This is a genomic window from Saccharospirillaceae bacterium (genome assembly GCA_022448365.1).
GTDB lineage: Bacteria > Pseudomonadota > Gammaproteobacteria > Pseudomonadales > Oceanobacteraceae > Bacterioplanoides.
Genome location: JAKVCS010000003.1, coordinates 1095744 through 1114864, shown reverse-complemented (window position 1 = coordinate 1114864; position 19121 = coordinate 1095744). Strand labels below are relative to the sequence as shown.

Annotated in this window: 19 protein-coding genes; 15 read left to right on the top strand and 4 right to left on the bottom strand. The window is 49.1% G+C overall.

Annotation, left to right across the window (positions count from 1 at the left end; translation table 11 throughout):
* Nucleotides 1-7 precede the first annotated feature (7 nt).
* The gene (locus tag MK185_08755) at nt 8-739 is read left to right on the top strand and encodes an ABC transporter permease (GenBank protein ID MCH2040710.1); all 732 of its coding nucleotides are present in this window, start codon (nt 8-10) and stop codon (nt 737-739) included.
* 9 nt (nt 740-748) lie between these two features.
* Nucleotides 749-2584, top strand: a complete 1836-nt coding sequence (locus MK185_08750; protein ID MCH2040709.1) for a GldG family protein — start codon at nt 749-751, stop codon at nt 2582-2584.
* A gap of 93 nt (nt 2585-2677) precedes the next feature.
* Here the strand turns inward: MK185_08750 and MK185_08745 are convergent, their stop codons facing one another.
* The gene (locus MK185_08745) at nt 2678-2920 is read right to left on the bottom strand and encodes a SlyX family protein (protein ID MCH2040708.1); all 243 of its coding nucleotides are present in this window, start codon (nt 2918-2920) and stop codon (nt 2678-2680) included.
* Between the two features lie 391 nt (nt 2921-3311).
* On the opposite strand from MK185_08745, the gene MK185_08740 reads away from it, so the two are divergent.
* On the top strand, nt 3312-3527 hold the full coding sequence (locus MK185_08740) for a cold shock domain-containing protein (protein MCH2040707.1): 216 nt from the start codon (nt 3312-3314) through the stop codon (nt 3525-3527).
* 265 nt (nt 3528-3792) lie between these two features.
* On the opposite strand, the gene MK185_08735 is transcribed toward MK185_08740, so the two are convergent.
* Nucleotides 3793-4566 carry an inositol monophosphatase gene (locus tag MK185_08735; protein MCH2040706.1) on the bottom strand — a complete coding sequence of 258 codons (774 nt, stop codon included), beginning with the start codon at nt 4564-4566 and terminating at the stop codon, nt 3793-3795.
* Nucleotides 4567-4688: 122 nt separating this feature from the next.
* Between MK185_08735 and MK185_08730 the strand changes: the two genes are divergently transcribed.
* From MK185_08730 to der, 12 genes are all read left to right on the top strand, one after another.
* Nucleotides 4689-5474 (top strand): RNA methyltransferase, encoded by a 786-nt coding sequence (locus tag MK185_08730; GenBank protein MCH2040705.1) that lies wholly within the window; start codon nt 4689-4691, stop codon nt 5472-5474.
* Entirely contained in the window at nt 5471-6295 is an 825-nt protein-coding gene (gene cysE / locus MK185_08725; protein MCH2040704.1) for a serine O-acetyltransferase, read from the top strand. The genes MK185_08730 and cysE overlap by 4 nt, the downstream gene beginning before the upstream one ends.
* A 59-nt stretch (nt 6296-6354) precedes the next feature.
* A complete protein-coding gene (iscR, locus tag MK185_08720; GenBank protein MCH2040703.1) occupies nt 6355-6840 on the top strand; it encodes a Fe-S cluster assembly transcriptional regulator IscR in 486 nt (161 codons plus the stop codon).
* Nucleotides 6841-6935: 95 nt separating this feature from the next.
* Complete coding sequence (locus MK185_08715; protein ID MCH2040702.1) at nt 6936-8096, top strand: IscS subfamily cysteine desulfurase; 1161 nt, start codon at nt 6936-6938, stop codon at nt 8094-8096.
* A gap of 117 nt (nt 8097-8213) precedes the next feature.
* Complete coding sequence (gene ndk, locus MK185_08710) at nt 8214-8639, top strand: nucleoside-diphosphate kinase (protein MCH2040701.1); 426 nt, start codon at nt 8214-8216, stop codon at nt 8637-8639.
* Between the two features lie 124 nt (nt 8640-8763).
* The gene (gene rlmN / locus MK185_08705; GenBank protein ID MCH2040700.1) at nt 8764-9903 is read left to right on the top strand and encodes a 23S rRNA (adenine(2503)-C(2))-methyltransferase RlmN; all 1140 of its coding nucleotides are present in this window, start codon (nt 8764-8766) and stop codon (nt 9901-9903) included.
* Nucleotides 9903-10712: a tetratricopeptide repeat protein gene (locus MK185_08700; protein MCH2040699.1), complete on the top strand. Its 810-nt coding sequence runs from the start codon at nt 9903-9905 to the stop codon at nt 10710-10712. Before rlmN ends, MK185_08700 begins: the two co-directional genes overlap by 1 nt.
* The gene (ispG, locus tag MK185_08695; GenBank protein MCH2040698.1) at nt 10709-11827 is read left to right on the top strand and encodes a flavodoxin-dependent (E)-4-hydroxy-3-methylbut-2-enyl-diphosphate synthase; all 1119 of its coding nucleotides are present in this window, start codon (nt 10709-10711) and stop codon (nt 11825-11827) included. Before MK185_08700 ends, ispG begins: the two co-directional genes overlap by 4 nt.
* A gap of 42 nt (nt 11828-11869) precedes the next feature.
* Complete coding sequence (gene hisS / locus MK185_08690) at nt 11870-13150, top strand: histidine--tRNA ligase (GenBank protein ID MCH2040697.1); 1281 nt, start codon at nt 11870-11872, stop codon at nt 13148-13150.
* A 49-nt stretch (nt 13151-13199) separates the two neighbouring features.
* Nucleotides 13200-13874: a tetratricopeptide repeat protein gene (locus tag MK185_08685; GenBank protein MCH2040696.1), complete on the top strand. Its 675-nt coding sequence runs from the start codon at nt 13200-13202 to the stop codon at nt 13872-13874.
* Nucleotides 13875-13879: 5 nt separating this feature from the next.
* The gene (gene bamB, locus MK185_08680; protein MCH2040695.1) at nt 13880-15106 is read left to right on the top strand and encodes an outer membrane protein assembly factor BamB; all 1227 of its coding nucleotides are present in this window, start codon (nt 13880-13882) and stop codon (nt 15104-15106) included.
* A gap of 192 nt (nt 15107-15298) precedes the next feature.
* Nucleotides 15299-16825, top strand: a complete 1527-nt coding sequence (gene der / locus MK185_08675) for a ribosome biogenesis GTPase Der (protein ID MCH2040694.1) — start codon at nt 15299-15301, stop codon at nt 16823-16825.
* A 63-nt stretch (nt 16826-16888) separates the two neighbouring features.
* Here der and MK185_08670 read toward each other — a convergent pair whose 3' ends face one another.
* Nucleotides 16889-17905, bottom strand: a complete 1017-nt coding sequence (locus tag MK185_08670) for a hypothetical protein (GenBank protein ID MCH2040693.1) — start codon at nt 17903-17905, stop codon at nt 16889-16891.
* Between the two features lie 122 nt (nt 17906-18027).
* Nucleotides 18028-19050: a DUF2804 domain-containing protein gene (locus MK185_08665; GenBank protein MCH2040692.1), complete on the bottom strand. Its 1023-nt coding sequence runs from the start codon at nt 19048-19050 to the stop codon at nt 18028-18030.
* Between the last annotated feature and the right edge of the window lie 71 nt (nt 19051-19121).

Genomic DNA, 19121 nt, shown 5'->3' with positions numbered 1-19121 from the left:
GGCAAAGATGAATACCTGGATTATTTGTAAGCGTGAATTGGCGGCGTATTTTTCCACGCCGGTAGCCTATGTTTTTATTTTTATTTTTCTGGTGATGTCGGGTGCATTCACTTTCTACCTGGGTAATTTCTATCTCAGGGGCCAGGCTGATTTGGTGCCTTTCTTTGGTTTTCATCCGTGGTTATTTCTGTTCTTCATGCCCGCCATTGCAATGAGTTTATGGTCGCAGGAGCGTCAGCTTGGTTCAATTGAGTTACTAATGACTTTGCCGATTACCTTGTGGCAAGCCGTTACCGGTAAATTCATGGCAGCCTGGTTATTTGCTGGTATGGCGCTGATATTTACGTTTCCGTTATGGATCACCGTTAATTACCTTGGCTCCCCTGATAATGGCGTTATTCTCACCAGCTATTTAGGCAGTTGGTTGATGGCCGGCGCTTTTATCGCAGTAGGCTCTTGTATGTCGGCGCTCAGTCGTAATCAGATTGTGGCTTTTATTCTGGCAGTATTGGTGTGTTTTCTGTTGATGTTGAGTGGCTTGCCTATGGTGCTTGATGTATTTCGAAGTTTTGGTTCATCTGCTGTGACTGACTTCGTTGCCAGTCTGAGTTTTATGACACACTTTGAAGCGCTGTCCCGTGGTGTTGTGGATTTGCGAGATGTGTTGTTTTTCCTGCTGACTATTATCGTGTGGCTATTCGCTACGACTCAGATTCTGACTATTAAAAAGGCGCAATAAGGAAGCATCATGAAATTAAAATCCTCATTTTTCATTTTGTTATTCGCTGCTTTTTTATTAGCGGCGGGTGCCATCAACCAATTAGGTACCAGCACCCGGCTGGATCTGACGGAGCAGGGGCTGTTTACTCTGTCGCCAGGCAGCAAGGCGATTCTTGCGAAGATCGAAAAGCCGCTTGAAATACAGCTGTTTTTCTCGCAAAAAGCGAGTGAAGAGCTGACATCTCTGCGCGCTTATGCACAACAGGTTCGGGAGTTATTAGCGGAATATGTTTTACATTCTAATGGCCAGTTACGTTTGTCGCTGATTGATCCTGAACCTTTTTCTGAACAGGAAGACCAGGCCACAGAAATGGGGCTTCAGGCTGTGCCGGTATCGGGTTTTGGTGATGAATTATATTTTGGTCTGGCAATCATTGCGCAAGATGGGAGTCGTGCGGTATTGCCATTTCTTCAGCCGGATAAAGAGGCCTTTCTCGAGTACGAAGTGACTCAGTTGATATATCAGTTACAGCAATCCAGTGCGCCGGTCATTGCACTGTTATCTGGTCTGGATGTGCGTGGCGGCTTTGATCCCCGCAGTGGTCGTCCTTCTCCTCCGTGGATGGCGATTGAGCAGCTGGATCAGCAGTATGAGGTCCGGTCAATAACTGCAGACATTGAATCGATTGCGGATGATGTCGATTTATTGTTGTTAATCCAGCCTCCAGAGTTAGATTCTCAGGCGTTGTACGCGATCGATCAGTTCGCCTTGAGAGGTGGACGCATTTTAGCGTTCCTCGATCCGGTTGTTGAGTCGACAGTTCCTGGGCAGATGGCGGTTGCTGATAGTGGTTCAGCGACGACGTTGAACGCTTTACTGGAGAATTGGGGAGTTGATTGGAATGCTGATCAGGTGGTGCTGGATGCAGCCAATGCGTTGGTTGTGAATCAGGGGAATAACCGGCCTCCGATTCGTCATTTTGGATTGTTGTCTTTGGGGGCTGAAAGTACCGACACCAGCAACGTTGCTACGGCAGAGTTAGAGAGTTTGAATCTGAGCAGTGCCGGTGCTTTTACCGCGACAGCAGATGCAACCACGGAATTCACTCCCTGGTTGTTCTCATCAACCGATGCACAGCTAATCGAAGCTGATCGGTTGCGCTCTGGTATTGATCTGATTGAGTTACAGCGCGGCTTTATGTCAGCAAATCAGAAGTTCAACCTTGCAATACAGGTTACTGGCTCGGCCAGTAGTGCGTATCCCGACGGCGTGGATGGTGTGCTAGCGGATAACCACATACAACAAGGCGACCAGCTGGCCGTTACTCTGGTGGCGGACTCCGATGTACTGACCGATCGTTTGTGGGTTCAGGTGCAGAATTTCTTCGGCCAGCGGATTGCCTCTCCCTGGGCCGACAATGGCAATATGACGATCAACCTGGTGGATCAGCTCTCCGGCAGTCCTGAGCTGATCAGCTTGAGAGCGCGCGGTCAATACACACGACCATTTGAAAAAGTTGAAGCACTTCGTGTTCAGGCCGAAGCGCGTTTTCTTGTCAGCGAACAGCGTTTGCAGCAACGCTTGCAGGAGACTGAAGCGCAGTTGGAGCAATTGCAGCAACAAAAAGACGGTACTAATCAGGTGCTGACGCTATCCACTGAACAGCAGTTGGCTTTGGCAGATTTTCAGCGTCAGAAAGTGGAAATTCGTCAGGAGTTACGTGCGGTTCAGCATGAGCTGGATAAGGATATAGAAGCACTCGGTACTCAACTCAAAGCACTCAACATTTTTATTATGCCTGCGGTGTTCACACTTCTATGCTTGGCTGTGAGTGTGCTGATGCGTAATCGTCAGGTGTTATAAGCTTTTGCCTGCTCAGTAATATCAGGATGCCGCAAACGGATATTGCGGCAAAATTCTGCGCTGAAATCGATGGCTTTGGGTGGCTTCTGATCGCTAATAGTGCGGTGGTGGCGGCTCGTCAGCCGGATTGTTGAATACATCCGAATCGCCACTCACTTGCTCCAGTTTTTTATGCATCATTTGCAGCGCATTTTTTGCCAGTGCGAACTGTTGTGAGAATTCAGCCATTTCTGAATTCAGGCTCTCAATCGTATCTTCGAGATACAGAATCCGGGTTTCCAACTCAGTGATTCGCTGATCCTGGATATGTGCTGTATCAGTTTCTTGGTTTGACACTTTACAACCTTATTCTATCGTGTTGATTTTTTTGATGAATTGGGCTTTCATAGCCGACTTGTTATAGAACTCACCGGCTTGTTTCGCACTAAATTACGGCGAATTACTGTTGCTACTGAATCTGTTAAACAGGTCGAGATAAACGATAATAACGATTGATACGAGAGAAAACATGGGTAAATTGATTGTTCGTAAAATTATTGTGGCTTTGGTCTTTGCTGCTTTGTTGCCAGCATTGATGCTGACAGCATACCCTCTGACGTTTAATAGTCAGACAGATGTGCTGGTGGCTCTGGCGGTTGCTGTTTTTGTCATCAGCCTGGTATCAGCACAGTTGGTTCCGGCGCGTCGTCGTCGTTACCGCGGCAGTGGCACCATTGTGGAAAATGACGTGGAAGATGGTCGTGAGCGCGGTGTGGTTAAATGGTTTAACGTCAAAAAAGGTTTTGGTTTTATCACCTGGGATGAAGGTGAAGATGTGTTCGTTCACTTTCGTTCGATCCGTGGCCAGGGCCATCGATCGTTAACCGAAGGTCAGCGCGTTAAATTTACCGTGGTTCGTGGTCAGAAAGGCCCACAAGCAGAAGACGTGTCAGCGATTCGTTGATTCCCACACGCTAAAATAAAAAAGCCGCATCACGTCAGGTGATGCGGCTTTTTTGTATGTGAGATTCTGCAACTAGTGCTGATCTTTGTGAAGTTCCAGTTCATCACAGCCCTGAGGCTCCGCGTACCATTGCATGATCAATGTCAGTTGTTGCCATATCAGCATTGTGATGCTCTCCCTTTCCGGTAATCAACTCAGTATAGTTCTGTTCACCGGAATGGAAGGGATACATCACATTATTTGTGTAGCGCTGTGTGACGGAGTGTTACTTCAGTGCAACCAGTGCCTTTAGCAGGCGCGGGTTACTAACAACCAAATTGGCGGGTGCTTTCAGCTGTGGCTGACCGCTGGCATCTGCCAGCAGGCAGCCCGCTTCTGACGCAATCAGGCTGCCAGCGGTCAACGCAAACTCGTCAACATTGCTCAGTAAAGCACCCTGAAAGCGGTCCGCAGCGACATAAGCCAGCGACAGAGCGTTGGAGCCGATATTGCGCAGGTCATAACTTTTCACCATCAGGTTTTGCAGGCGCTGGCGTTGCTCGAATGCTTCTTCATTATTGCTGCGTGGTTGGGTGTAGCCGATGATACTGTCTTCCAGCGTGCTCACATTACTGGCGCGAATACGACGGTTGTTCAGTTGGGTGCCGCGGCCACGTGACGCAGTGAATTCATCGCCATTCATTGGGTTGACCATGATGGCATGTTCCGTTTTGCCGCTTTGCAGGCAGCTGATGGTAATCGCAAAAGACGGAATTCCCACGCGGAAGTTAGAGACCTCATCAATAACACAGACTTGCCAGGTCGGCTGCTTTTCATCGGTAATATTGTCACCGGTTTCACGGCCGTGGAAATTGTGTTCCGGTAAGGATTTTTTCAGCTCGAAAATAATGCCTTTCTCCAGACCGATAGTGCAGTCTGCAATGAACTTGGCTTTTTCCTGATCGCTGCTTTGCGAAGCATCAAAACGATCGAGGCGGCGAACTAAATCCTGACCAGCATTACGCGCGGCGCGCAACGCCAGGTTAACCATGGGCTGCATAGGAATTGCTATCTCTTAAAGAACAGGGAACCGGCGATTATATCACCAGCCGGAGCTTTTGCGCTACACTGTCGCCCTTTGTTGTGTTTTCACCCTTTAATCACCGGAGATCAGACCCCGTTATGCTCGACAATATTGAGATTGTTATGGTCAATACCACTCATTCCGGCAATATCGGCGCAGCTGCCCGGGCAATGAAAAATATGGGGCTCAGCCAGTTGGTGTTGGTCGATCCCAAGGCAGCTATCGATGAGGAAGCGATTCAGCGATCGTCACGTGCAGAAGATATTCTGCAGCGAGCGCGCATTGTGAACACGTTGGAGGAGGCCATTGCTGACTGTGGCTTGGTTGTGGGTACCAGTGCACGCAGTCGTTACATTCCCTGGCCATTGATGACCCCCCGTGAATGCGCTACCAAGGCTGCCGGTGCGGCGGTCAATGGTAATAACATTGCATTGGTATTCGGACGCGAATCGAGTGGTCTAACCAACGACGAACTGCACCTGTGCCATGCGCATGTGCATATTCCGACGGATGAAGACTTTTCTTCTTTGAACGTCGCCCAGGCCATTCAGGTGATGTGCTATGAAATGCGCCTGGCAGCGATCTCCGAGCCCGAAAAAGTTCCGGCCGAATCGGCTTGGGGGGTCGAATGGGATTATGAACTGGCGAATCATGAACAGCTCAACGGTATGTTGCATCATTTGGAGCGAGTGATGGTTGATATTGGCTTTCTGGACCCCAATACACCTAAGCAGACCATGTCGCGCTTGCGTCGTTTGTTCCAGCGAGCGGGTGTCGACAAAATGGAAGTTAATATTTTACGCGGCATATTCAGTGCCGTTCAGCGTCAGCAAAAAGTACAGACTGTACATCAGGACGCAGTAAGGACCGGAGACTCCGATTGAGTATCAGAAATATTCGTGAAGATATCGCCTGCGTTTTTGAACGTGATCCGGCGGCACGTAACACCTTTGAGGTGATCACGACCTATCCAGGTGTGCATGCGATTGTACATTACAGAATGGCCAACTGGCTGTGGCGCAACAATTTTAAGTGGTTGTCACGTTTTCTGTCCACCTTCAGCCGCTGGATGACAGGTATCGAGATTCATCCCGGTGCAACTATTGGCCGGCGGTTTTTTATTGATCACGGTATGGGGGTTGTTATCGGCGAAACCGCCGAGATTGGCAATGACTGTACCCTCTATCATGGTGTGACCTTAGGTGGTACCAGCTGGAACAAAGGCAAGCGTCATCCGACGCTGAAAAACGGTGTTGTCGTCGGGGCGGGTGCCAAAGTACTTGGCCCTATTGTGGTTGGCGAAAATGCGCGGATCGGTTCCAATGCGGTTGTTACTAAAGAAGTACCGGAAGCGGTAACCGTTGTCGGAATTCCAGGGCGTATTGTGCGTAAGGCGACAGACGAACAAGCCAGTCGTCGTAAGGAAATAGCAGAAAAAATGGGTTTCGATGCTTATGGTATTGCTGATGAAATGCCCGATCCAATCGCTCGTTCGATCCACAATATGATGGATCATATGCATGCGGTAGATCGTAAGATTGATAGCATGTGCAAGGCGTTAAGCGACCTCGGCGATAATACTTGCAATGAGGCTTTGCCTGAGCTGGAGCAAGAAACGTTTGTTGCGTTGGGTGAGGAAACGGAGGCCCTCAGTGAAGGCGCCAGTGCGGACGTTGGCGATGTGCAAAACTCTGCTCAAAAATAGTTGACTAAAATAGTCGGGTATCAGCATAATGCCACCGTGATTAGATCAGAGGTGGCGTTATGCGCTTAACAACAAAAGGCCGCTATGCGGTAACTGCCATGTTGGACCTGGCAATTCATGCCCAAAGTGGACCTGTGAGTCTGAGTGATATCTCCGGTCGCCAGGGAATCTCCCTTTCTTATCTTGAACAGTTATTTTCAAAACTCCGACGTAATGGGCTGGTAGCCAGTGTCCGCGGTCCGGGCGGTGGTTATCGTCTGAGTCGCAATGACGACGAGATTCACGTCGCGGAAATCATCGATGCTGTTAACGAGTCCATGGATGCGACAAAATGCAACCGCAAGGGTGACTGCCAGAACGGTGATTCGTGTTTGACCCATCATTTATGGATCGATCTGAGTGATCAGATTCATGCTTTCCTGCGCAGCATTACGCTTAAAAGTCTGATTGAACGTGAGGAAGTTCGGCAGGTCGCTGATCGTCAGGAAGAAAACAACGCCAAGCGTATTGATGCCATTCTGAACGAGGAAGTTGCACTGGCCTGATTGGGTCAGAAACGCTTCTTTAGTGGTCTGGGCTTGACGTGCCGGACCGCTTGTCGACAATGGGCCATTTTCCTGACAGACATAGACGGCTCTCCATGAAACCCATTTATCTCGATTACGCTGCTACCACTCCTGTAGACCCCCGAGTCGCTGAGATAATGGCGCAATGTCTGACGCTGGATGGCAATTTTGCCAACCCGGCGTCCCGATCCCATAAATTTGGTTGGCAGGCCGAGCAGGCCGTGGAAAACGCACGCCGTCAGGTGGCGGATCTGTTAGCTGCCGATCCACGTGAGATTGTATGGACATCCGGTGCAACGGAGAGCAATAACCTGGCGTTGAAAGGCGTGATTGAGCAACGATGGTCTGAAGACCCTGATCAACCACTGCACATCATTACCTCCGCGATTGAACATAAAGCAATCCTGGACGCCTGCGAATATCTTCAAAGTAAAGGGGTGGAGGTCAGTTATCTGACTCCGGACGCTGATGGCCTTATCCGTGCTGATCAGGTTGCCGCGGCGCTGACAGAGCACACCTGCTTAGTATCTTTGATGGCGGTGAATAATGAACTTGGTACCAAAACTGATATCGCCGCCGTTAGCGCGCAATTGAAAGGCCATAAAGCGCTGCTGCATGTCGATGCTGCACAGGCAATGGCCAAACAGAAAGTGGATGTTAATGCCTGGGGCGTTGACTTAATGTCTGTTTCTGCCCACAAAATGTATGGCCCGAAAGGCGTTGGTGCTTTGTATGTAAGACGAAACCCTCAGGTTAAGTTGATGGCTCAGATTCACGGCGGTGGCCATGAGCGGGGCATGCGGTCGGGTACCTTGGCAACGCATCAATTGGTCGGATTTGGTGAGGCGGCGAGCATTGCAAATGAAGAGCTGCAAGAGGATGAACGACGCATTTGCGGTCTGCGTGATCGTTTATGGCAGGGGCTGGAAGCGTTGGGTGAGGTTTATCTCAACGGCGATCTTCAGCAGCGCAGTGCTGGTCATCTGAATGCCAGTTTTGCTGGGGTAGATGGCGAGATTCTCTTGGCATCGCTGGCGAAGGTTGCGGTGTCATCGGGTTCTGCCTGCAATTCAGCCAGTGTCGCGCCATCCTATGTGCTTAAGGCAATTGGTCGCAGCGATGAGCTGGCTCACGCTGGTTTACGTTTCTCGGTCGGGCGCTTTACCACTGAAGAAGATATCGACAATACCATCGCAGAGGTTGGCCGAGTCATTAGCTTGTTGCGCAGGTCATAATTTTTACCCGGAATCCACTGAATACGCGTACAATTTTCATCAAAAGGTGCGTATAATCCGCGGGTTTTATTTTTCGTAAACACTTTTAACCATTAATTGACTATTTAGGAGCTTATAATGGCTGTAGAACGCACCCTGTCTATCGTTAAACCAGACGCAGTTGGCAAAAACGTAATCGGTGAAATCCTGGCTCGTTTCGAGAAAGCTGGCCTGCAAATCGTTGCGGCTAAAATGCTGCAACTGGACGACGAAAAAGCTGGCGGTTTCTACGCTGAGCATGCTGAGCGTCCTTTCTTCAAAGATCTGGTTGGTTTCATGACTTCTGGTCCTGTGGTTGTACAGGTTCTGGAAGGTGAAGGCGCAATCGCTAAAAACCGTGAGCTGATGGGTGCAACTAACCCACAAGAAGCTGACGCTGGCACCATCCGCGCTGACTTCGCTCAGAGCATTGATGCGAACGCTGTACACGGTTCTGACTCTGCTGAGTCTGCTGCTCGCGAAATTGATTACTTCTTCGCTGCTGAAGAAATCTGCCCTCGCTAAGCACTTGTTGCCGGAGGACTCGGTTCTCCGGCAAATGTTCGGAAGGCGTCGGACGCCTTCCGTTGCCCGTCAGGAAGCACCTTGTTTGTCAGTTCGCTGACAGTATCTCCAGGTAACCAATTCGATGTCTGATACTGCTGAAAAAATTAATTTACTGGGATTATCCCCGCAGAAGATGGAAGCTTTTTTTGCCGATATGGGTGAAAAGAAATTCCGTGCGCAACAGATGTTGAAATGGATTCACCAATACGGTGAAGCTGACTTCGACAAGATGACCAACATGAGCAAAGGCCTGCGTGCCAAGCTGGCGGCCATTAGCGAAGTGAAACTGCCGGAAGTGATCTATGACGAAACTTCCAAAGACGGTACCCGCAAATGGGTAATGCGTATGGAAGGTGGTAGCTCGGTTGAAACTGTTTACATTCCCGAGAAAGAACGCGGCACCTTGTGTGTCAGCTCGCAGATTGGCTGTTCGCTGGACTGTTCGTTCTGCTCTACGGGTAAGCAGGGTTTTAACCGCGATTTAAGTGCCGCCGAAATCATTGGCCAGGTATATGTTGCCGCAATGGCATTCCATGAGCCGGGCGAACGCCGTGAGCGTAAAATCACCAATGTGGTGATGATGGGCATGGGAGAACCGCTGCTGAATTTTGATAACGTTGTTGATGCCATGGCATTGATGATGGAAGACAACGCTTATGGCTTGTCGAAACGCCGTGTAACCCTGAGTACCTCAGGTGTGGTGCCGAAGATTGATAAGCTGGGTGAAATTACCGATGTATCGCTGGCAATTTCGTTGCACGCGCCCAATGATGAATTGCGCAATCAGTTAGTGCCACTGAATAAAAAGTACCCTATCAAAGAATTGATTGCTTCGGTCAATCGTTACCTCGATAAATTACCAGACCGTCGCAAAGCCACCATTGAGTACACCTTGATCGATGGTGTGAATGATGAGCTGGAACACGCAGAACAATTAGCGCAACTGATGAAGCAGGTGCCGTGTAAAATTAACCTCATACCTTTTAATCCGTTTCCGAATTCCGGTTATAAGCGTCCCAGTAACAACCGTACCTATCGTTTCCGTGATCATCTGATTAACGCTGGTCATATTGTCACTATCCGTTCCACGCGTGGCGACGACATTGATGCCGCTTGTGGCCAGCTGGTTGGTCGGGTACAAGACAGAACTCGTCGTAGCGCGAAATACATTAATGCGGTACAACTGGATGAATCTGAAGTTCAATCTGAGGCTCGTCATTAATGTCGAAGGGAAATCGCTGGACCAAATACCTGGCTGCAGCCATGCTGACATTGTTACTTAGTGCTTGTGTCACTGTCGTTGAAAGTCCGTTTAACAAGAAGGCGTCCCCGGATAAGGCGGTTGAGAATTACACCCAGCTGGGGTTGGCGTATATCAAGAATGGTCGTTTTGACTGGGCGCGTCAGCGCTTAAACCGGGCGCTGGATATCAATCCTGACTTTGCTCCGGCGCACGATGCAATGGGATTGTTATGGCAAGCTGAGGGTGAGTTGGATCTGGCGGAAGAGTCGTTCAAAACAGCCATCAGTCTTGATGAGCAGTTCAGCCAAGCCAAACACCATCTAGGGCGAATCTACACCCGAACCAAGCGCTTCGAAGAAGCCAACGATGAGTTAACCGTCGTCGCTGGGAACCGGTATTACGAGAACCGTGTGGCGGCCCATAATGATCTTGCGATCAATGCCTATCGTTGGGGGAAACCGGACCTTGCAGTAAAGTCGTATCGTGAATCCCTGCGAATCATGCCCTACAACGTCGATGCCCTTGGGAATATCTCAACTTTGCTGTTTGAAGCACAAAACTACAGCGAATCGCAAAAATACTTTGATCGTCTGGATCGTTTGGCTAAGCGCCAGCAAACGCAGCACAATGCCCATAGCCTGTGGCTCGGGATTAAATTGGCTGCCATCAGTCAGAACACTGATCGTGCGATTCAATTTGCGTCTGAGCTGAAGCAGAATTTCCCGGACTCAAAAGAATACAAGCAATATCAGCAATCGCTGTCGGCAGTTAGCGGGAATGAATTATGAGCGGCCTGTTTGAAAATCCGATAAAACGTCGTAAAACTCGCCAGATTATGGTGGGGAATGTGCCGGTTGGCGGCGGTGCCCCGATTGCCATCCAAACCATGACCAATACCGAAACTACGGATATTGATGCCACCGTTGCACAGATTATGCGTGCCCAGGATGCTGGTGCTGATATTGTCCGTGTGTCCGTTCCAACCATGGAAGCGGCGGAAGCGTTTGGCGAAATTCGTAAACAAGTCAGTATTCCTCTGGTGTCGGATATTCATTTTGACTACCGCATTGCCCTGCGTGTTGCACAGCTTGGTGTTGATTGTCTGCGGATTAACCCCGGTAATATTGGACGTGAAGATCGAGTGCGAGCGGTGGTTGATGCCGCCCGCGAGCGCAACATTCCGATTCGAATCGGTGTTAATGCCGGCTCTTTGGAAAAAGACCTGCAGAAAAAATACGGCGAACCCACTCCCGATGCATTAGTTGAATCGGCCATGCGCCACATCGATATCCTCGATCAACTGGACTTTCTGGATTACAAACTGAGCCTTAAAGCATCCGATATTTTTATGACGGTGGCGGCTTACAAAAAGATTTCAGAGCAGATTGACCAACCATTACATCTGGGTATTACCGAAGCGGGCGGTCTGCGTGGCGGTACGGTGAAATCGTCGATTGGCCTGGGTTTGCTCTTGTGGGAAGGCATTGGTGACACGATTCGTGTGTCTCTGGCAGCTGATCCGGTTGAAGAAGTGAAAGTGGGTTGGGACATGCTCAAGTCGTTAAAGCTGCGTTCCCGGGGTATCAACTTTATTGCTTGTCCAAGCTGTTCTCGCCAGAACTTTGATGTGATCAAAACCATGAACGAGCTGGAAATGCGGGTTGAAGACATCCGAACCTCAATGGACGTTTCGGTGATTGGTTGTGTAGTGAATGGTCCTGGCGAAGCTAAGGAGACCGATGTTGGTCTCGCTGGTGGTCAGCCAAACCTGGTCTACATCGACGGTAAGCCGCAGCAAAAAGTGAACAACGACAATCTGGTGGATGATCTTGAGCGTTTGATCCGTGAGCGCGCTGCTGAGTTGGAAGAACAACGCAAAGATATGATTGTTACTGATGCCTGATGTTGTGTCGGGCAGCAGATGATTAACGAGTAAAAAACGATTATGAGTAAAAAAATTCAGGCCATTCGTGGCATGAACGATATCAAGCCAAATGAGACTCCGGTTTGGCAATATCTGGAAGGCACAGTAAAAGAGCTGTTGGCTGGTTATGGATACGGCGAAATCCGCATGCCAATTGTTGAGCAGACCAATCTGTTTAAACGCTCTATTGGTGAAGTGACGGATATCGTCGAAAAAGAAATGTACACCTTCGATGATCGTAACGGCGATAGTTTGACTCTGCGACCGGAAGGCACCGCCAGCTGTGTTCGTGCGTGTGAGGAACACGGCTTATTGTACAATCAGACTCAGCGCCTTTGGTACACTGGCCCAATGTTTCGACATGAACGCCCGCAAAAAGGTCGCTATCGTCAGTTCCACCAGATAGGTGTAGAGACGTTTGGTATCGCAACGGCCGATATCGACGCGGAAGTGATCCTGCTGACGGCGCGGCTTTGGAAAATGCTTGGCCTGACCAACGCAGTAACACTGCAACTGAATACACTGGGCAGCAATGAAGCCCGTGGACAATATAAAGAGGCGTTGGTTGCTTATCTTTCGGAACGTAAAGATCAGTTAGATGAAGACAGTTTACGTCGTCTTGAATCGAATCCGCTGCGCATTCTTGACAGTAAAAACGAGCAAACTCAGGCATTATTAGCCGATGCACCAACGCTGCATGACCATCTCGATGACGAGAGTCGCGAACATTTCGATAAGCTGTGCAGCGTTTTGGATGCAGCCGGTGTGAAATACGAAATTAATCAGCGCTTGGTACGTGGTCTGGATTATTACTGTAAAACCGTATTTGAATGGGTGACCGACAAGTTGGGTGCTCAGGGAACGGTTTGTGCCGGTGGTCGATATGACGGTCTGGTTGAACAGTTGGGCGGTAAGCCAACACCTGCGGTTGGTTTTGCCATGGGTGTTGAGCGTCTTATTCTTATGCTAGAAACTCTGGATCTGGTTCCGGATGCTGTACTGAATACGCTTGATGTTTATGTTTGTGCGCTGGGCGACGGTGCCGATAAAGCGGCACTGTTGTTGTCTGATCGGATTCGCACCGAACATGATTGGCTCCGTATCCAGACACATTGTGGTGGCGGCAGTTTCAAGAGCCAGATGAAAAAGGCTGATAAAAGTGGCGCCCGTTTTGCCATTCTGCTCGGTGAGAGTGAAATTGCTGAGCAACAGGCGACGGTAAAAGATTTATCCGGTGAACTGGATCAGCAAACTATGCCTCAGGCAGAAGTTGCGGCCTGGATTGCTCAACAGATTAATTAATTTTGAATAACAACAGCCGGTAATTTGTAACCGGGGTAGAGGATTTGGAATGAACGAATTTAAAACGGAAGAAGAACAGGTCGAAGCACTAAAGAAATGGTGGTCTGAAAATGGCACCAGCCTGATTTTATCTGTTGTTGTCGTTGCCGGCGGCTGGTTAGGTTGGAATACCTATCAGGACAACGTTCGTGCAACCGGAGAGGCGGCGTCGGCCGTATATTCTCAACTGGTGGACAAAGCGGCTCAGCCATCAGCCGAGCAGACCGACGCGGTTAAAGCTGAAATGATCTCGCTTGCTGAACAGCTGAAAAAAGATTTCAGCTCTACGGTATACAGCCAGTTCGGTGGTTTATTCCTGGCTCGTTTTGCTGCTGACAATGGCGACTTCGAAACCGCGGTTAACGAGTTAAAGTCTGTTATTGCTGCAGCCGATGAAGGCCCTGTCAAGCTGACGGCACAGGTTCGACTGGCCAACATTCTGGTGCAACTGGATAAAAACGACGAGGCGTTGGCGTTAATTCCTGCGCAACCTGATGCAGCTTACGCTGCACAGTTTCAGGAAGTAAAAGGTGATGCACTGTACCGTAAAGGTGACATGAGTGAGGCTCGCAGTGCCTACGTTGCTGCCAAAGCCGCGGCTCAGGAGGCCGGTATAAGCACCCAGGTGTTACAGCGTAAAATCGATAACCTGACCAGTGTTGAACTGGTTGCTGAGGAGTCTTAATTCTCGTGCGTTTTTCCTGGTTATCAGCGGCTGTGATGGCCTTTGCTTTATCTGCTTGTTCCAGTACGCCTGAAAAGGAAGCGGAAGAAGCGCAAGGATTGTTACCTGAGTTCGAAGCCAAGACTGAGCTATCGGTCAGCTGGCGACAAACACTGGGCAAAGGTCCGGGCAGTGCTTATGCGAGATTGCGCGCCGTCGTTGTCGGAGATCAGGTTTTTGCAGCGGACAGTTCCGGGCGTTTGTATTCACTTGAGCTGGAAGATGGTTCGCAGAACTGGCAGGTTGATCTGGATCAGACAATCACTGGCGGTGTTGTTGTCGATTCCGGGCAGGTATTTGTAGCCACCCGTGATGGCATACTGCATTGCCTGAGCACCGAAGGTGAACCTCTGTGGCAAGCGGTTCTCAGCAGTGAATCGATCTCTCCGGCGGGCTTTGACGAGCGTCGGGTATTTGTCCACACCGTTGATGGACGCATAAGCGCTTTCGAACGTCTGGATGGTAAACAAGCCTGGTCTTATGAACACGCGATGCCAGTATTAACGGTGCGTGGTACCAGCACACCGTTGGTTCTGGATGATTTTGTTGTAACCGGTTTTGCTACAGGCAAAGTAGTTGCTTTGGATAAGACACTGGGTATTCCTCGTTGGGATAAGCGTCTGGCCATCCCGGATGGTCGTTCTGAACTGGAACGTCTGGTGGATGTTGATGCCAGTCCGATCTGGGAAGATGGCCGTATCTACGCCACCAGTTACCACGGTAAATTAGCCGCGTTGTCGTTAACCGGAGAAACCGATTGGGAAGAAGAGGGTTCTTCTTACACCAGTCCGGCATTGGCATTGGGTTCTTTGTACCTGACTCTGGACGACGGTAGTATCCAGGCTTACGATCAGCGAAATGGTGCCAGCCAGTGGTTGCAGAGTGCCTTAACGAAGCGTGAGCTGGGCAAGGTAATCGCTTATGGCAGTTATCTCGTGGTTGCCGATGGTGAAGGCTATGTTCACTTGCTGCGTCAGGTGGATGGTGAGCTTGTCGGCCGTTTGCACATGCGTCCCAAGCCGTTGCACATCAGCTATCCGGCTCAGGGCGAAGCAACCAATTGGCGCATGTTGCGCGGTCGCGATTTTGGAATTCGCAGTCCTATGGTTGCCACAGATCAGGGTGTACTGATTTATACCAACGCAGGTGAGCTGGCGTTGGTCACAATTGAGTCTGCTTCAGACTCAGAATGACAAGGATCAGCAGCACGTTATTTTCTTGACACTAACCCTGGGCATGTCTTCATGCCCGGTTTAGCCTGCAACATTCGGTTGCTGCGACAAAAAGTAACGAATTACTGATTCTCCCTGTTACTGATGATTTATCAGAAGTATTTTCAAGGTTGGCCGATGCCAGCCTTTTCGTTTTTTAAAGGCAGTTAACTTATGGTTCCTGTAATCGCCCTGGTTGGTCGTCCCAACGTTGGCAAATCCACATTGTTCAATCGTTTAACCAAAAGCCGCGATGCTTTGGTGGCAGAAATTGCAGGCTTAACCCGTGACCGTAAGTATGGCGAAGGTAAAGTTGGTGATCGGCCATTCATTGTCATCGATACCGGTGGGATAAGTGGTCAGGAAGAAGGCATTGATGAAGCAATGGCGAGTCAGAGCTTTCAGGCCATGCAGGAAGCTGACATTGTTTTCTTTATGGTAGATGCCAACGCCGGTATTACTGCTGGCGATCGAATGATTTCTGAATATCTGCGTCGTAACAATAAAGAAGCATATTTGGTTGTTAACAAAATAGATGGCCGTAATCCGGATCTGGTGCTGGGCGAGTTTTATGAATTGGCGATGGGTGAGCCACTGGCCATTGCCGCTGCGCATAACCGTGGTATCAGCGCATTAATCGATTATGTATTAGACGAGCTGCCGGAAGAAAAAGAGAAGAAAGCGGCTGAATTAGCCGCAGCTCAGAATCGTGAACTGGAGTACGTTTACGACGAAGAGGAAGAAGAAACCGAACAGCCGGTGCAGTACGAAGCGTTAAACGTTAAAGGCGTAAAAATAGCCGTTGTTGGTCGTCCGAATGTCGGCAAATCGACTTTGGTCAATCGCTTTCTGGGGGAGGAGCGGGTGGTAGTATATGACCAGGCCGGTACTACCCGCGACAGTGTGTATATCCCGTATGAGCGACACGGCCAGGACTACACGCTTATTGATACCGCAGGCGTTCGCCGTCGTAAAAACATTCATGAGGCGGCTGAAAAATTCTCCATCATTAAGACTTTGCAAGCGATTCAGGATTGCCATGTTTGTATTCTTGTTCTGGATGCCCGTGACGGTATTGTAGAGCAGGATCTGCACATGTTGAGCTTTGTATTGAACTCGGGTCGTGCACTGGTCATTGCCATCAATAAATGGGATGGCATGGACGCTTATGAAAAACAGCGCGTTAAAGATGAGATTGATCGGCGTTTCGACTTCCTGACATTTGCTGAAATGCATTTTATTTCGGCATTACACGGAACGGGTGTTGGTCATTTATACGAGTCTGTTGATCAGGCTTATCGTTCGGCAATGGCTAAGTGGCAAACCAATATGCTGACGCGAATTATGGAAGATGCCGTTTCCAGCCATCAGCCACCAATGATTCGCAGTCGTCGTCCGAAATTACGTTACGCACACCAGGGTGGTTCGAACCCGCCGCGAATTATTGTTCACGGCAACATGGTTGAAGATTTACCGGAAGACTATAAGCGCTACCTGGCTAATACGTTCCGCCGCGTTTTGGACATTAAAGGTACGCCGATCCGTTTCGAATTCCGTCAGGGGTCAAACCCGTTCTCTGATAAAGAGAAAGAAGTGAAACACCGCAGTAAGCGCCGTCGCGATTCTGTGGTGAAAACCGCCTCTATTCGTCAGGCCAAGCATGACAAAATGCGTAAGCAGCGGAAAAAGCAAGGGCGTTAATACTTTGTTTTCCGGAAATAAAAAAGCGCGTTAATTAACGCGCTTTTTTATGATTTGATGTGATCAGAAGTTCCAGAAAATCGTACCGTTAATTGCGTGGGCATAAAACGTATTGTCCGGTAACTGAACGGTTTGAGCATCGTTCAATTTCTCCTCGATGCCATCTGTCCAACTGGCATTTGTTTCAAATAACAGCAGTGCGCCAATCTCTGGTCGGAATTGATAGCCAATTCCTGCGGTCAAGCGCAGATCAATGCCCCCGCCAAAACTGCGGGTAAGGGACCGATCCTCGCCGCTGTTCAGTACATTCTCGTAAACATTGAAACCAATGTGGCTGCCTAACAGGTAGCGTATACCTAATGACTGATTAACAAAATAACTGTCATGTTCGATACCCGCAGTGATACTAAAGGAGCTGGCATCTTCAAATACCACTGGCTGCGTTTTTTCCGGATCAAAACGTGTGGCAGTGAAATAGTCTTCAACCGTTGTAATAACGTTGCCTGCTTTGTCCTTCGGCACAATAACCCGACCGCTGCTGTTCGTCAGCTCTCCATTTACCAGGCGAGTGATACGATCAAGCTGTTCTGGGTCATTTCGGATTTTGTCCTCAATACCCTGTGCGAAGGCTGTTGTTGACGTAGATCCCTTCCAACCAAAACGAGAAAAGGAAATTTTCTGATAGTGAACTCCTGCCAGGGCATATGTGCCGTTACCAAAATGATAGGCGCCGGAGATATCCAACATCTGAAAGTTCATAGCTGCGGTGTCTTCCTGAACATTGCCAGACAGGCCCTTAGCACTCCATTCCTCAGTCTCTTCGTTGGCAATCAGTGTCGAGGCGGTTCGGATAAAGAACCCGAAGTTATCGTCAACAGCTGTATAGCCCCCAGAGCGTTGGTTAATATTGACGGCGCTATAATCCGACTCAATCTTAAAGCCACCAAAGTTCTTTACCTCCTCTTTATAACTGACGATTTCAGCACCGGCGCCGAAAAAACTATACGAGGTGTTAGAGAATTCGGCCATTGCACTGGCAGGGAAAATCAGAGAGGCAATTAAAAGGGGTTTGATGCTCATGAAGGCTTCCTGCTTGTAGATTTACTCAAACTATACAAGCAGATAGAAATAATTCCAGAGCTGAACAAAATTTATTCAGCCCTGATTCAGGTATGTTCTTGGTGGCTTTTCAGGGAAGGCTTTTACCACTTAGCATAGTGGTCTTCGCTGAAACCCCATTCACCGTCGAGTGTGATCACTTCATCAGGCAGGTGAATCTCGCCATAGTACTGACCAAAGTGTTGGGTAAAGTTGGACGCAGCCACGACCAAATTCATCTTTTCTTTGCGTTGACCCTTGGGCTCAAAATGTAACTGGATCATGCCGTCATTTGAGCGCATGGCCCAGGCATGATTCGGATGATAACGGTCAAACTGGAAGTCCACCATATCAATCTTATGCATCTTACCGTCGAGCCAAAGGGCATTTTCACTGGTACCAGTTTCATTAACACCAGCGGCCAGGTTAAACCCTAAGCGACGTCCATCTCTGAGTTTGCAAGACATGCTGCCCCAGTTCCAGAATGTTTCACGGCGCATAAAGCCACAACTCCAGTCCACAGATGCCAGCGCACCGATGGTTTCGAGATTGTAGTCTTTGCCAGCCCATTTCACGTTGCCATTGCAGACCAGAGCGTTACTTTTCTGGGTGAATACCCAGCCCTGGTAGCCAGCTCGGCTGCATACTGCGAGTGGGTTGTAGGACGTGCTTTCGTCGATGGTGGCATCAATTTCAATACCGCCAGCCAGTGACACCTGAACTTTGCGAACGCCAGGGCGCGATGACGCTTTGATCGATACTCTGTTTTTCCCCTTTTTAAAGCTGGCTTCACCATCGTTCGGGAAGGGTTCAATACCGGTATTTATTGCAAATGGCTGAATAAAGGAGAATTCTTCAAACTTATCGGTCTTTGGTTCGTAGAGGTAAATAAACGAATTACCACCCAATTTGAGATCAACAATTGCGATACCAACAATCAGTTCTGGGCTGATCAGGCCAATGAACTGAAACTGATTAAACTTAAAACGTTTCACCAGTGAACTCAGTTTACGATCCATTGGGGAGCGTAAATCAAAGTCCATATAGTTGATATGATCGACGCTATCAGGATAAACCCCGTAAGTCGGTTGGCCATTTGGATTGATGAGTTGTTGTTTGGCAGCCATGAGTAATCCTTAAAAATCAGGCGAGAATGGCTGCCATTGTCCTGTGGAAGGCAGAGGAGGTCAAATCTGCC

Coding starts and splice junctions, on each gene's coding strand:
- rlmN (MCH2040700.1), top strand. CDS start 8,764: ATGTCTGATACTGCTGAAAAAATTAATTTACTGGGATTATCCCCGCAG.
- MK185_08730 (MCH2040705.1), top strand. CDS start 4,689: ATGCTCGACAATATTGAGATTGTTATGGTCAATACCACTCATTCCGGC.
- hisS (MCH2040697.1), top strand. CDS start 11,870: ATGAGTAAAAAAATTCAGGCCATTCGTGGCATGAACGATATCAAGCCA.
- MK185_08750 (MCH2040709.1), top strand. CDS start 749: ATGAAATTAAAATCCTCATTTTTCATTTTGTTATTCGCTGCTTTTTTA.
- MK185_08685 (MCH2040696.1), top strand. CDS start 13,200: ATGAACGAATTTAAAACGGAAGAAGAACAGGTCGAAGCACTAAAGAAA.
- der (MCH2040694.1), top strand. CDS start 15,299: ATGGTTCCTGTAATCGCCCTGGTTGGTCGTCCCAACGTTGGCAAATCC.
- MK185_08665 (MCH2040692.1), bottom strand. CDS start 19,050: ATGGCTGCCAAACAACAACTCATCAATCCAAATGGCCAACCGACTTAC.
- MK185_08700 (MCH2040699.1), top strand. CDS start 9,903: ATGTCGAAGGGAAATCGCTGGACCAAATACCTGGCTGCAGCCATGCTG.
- ispG (MCH2040698.1), top strand. CDS start 10,709: ATGAGCGGCCTGTTTGAAAATCCGATAAAACGTCGTAAAACTCGCCAG.
- iscR (MCH2040703.1), top strand. CDS start 6,355: ATGCGCTTAACAACAAAAGGCCGCTATGCGGTAACTGCCATGTTGGAC.
- MK185_08715 (MCH2040702.1), top strand. CDS start 6,936: ATGAAACCCATTTATCTCGATTACGCTGCTACCACTCCTGTAGACCCC.
- MK185_08670 (MCH2040693.1), bottom strand. CDS start 17,905: ATGAGCATCAAACCCCTTTTAATTGCCTCTCTGATTTTCCCTGCCAGT.
- MK185_08735 (MCH2040706.1), bottom strand. CDS start 4,566: ATGCAGCCCATGGTTAACCTGGCGTTGCGCGCCGCGCGTAATGCTGGT.
- MK185_08755 (MCH2040710.1), top strand. CDS start 8: ATGAATACCTGGATTATTTGTAAGCGTGAATTGGCGGCGTATTTTTCC.
- ndk (MCH2040701.1), top strand. CDS start 8,214: ATGGCTGTAGAACGCACCCTGTCTATCGTTAAACCAGACGCAGTTGGC.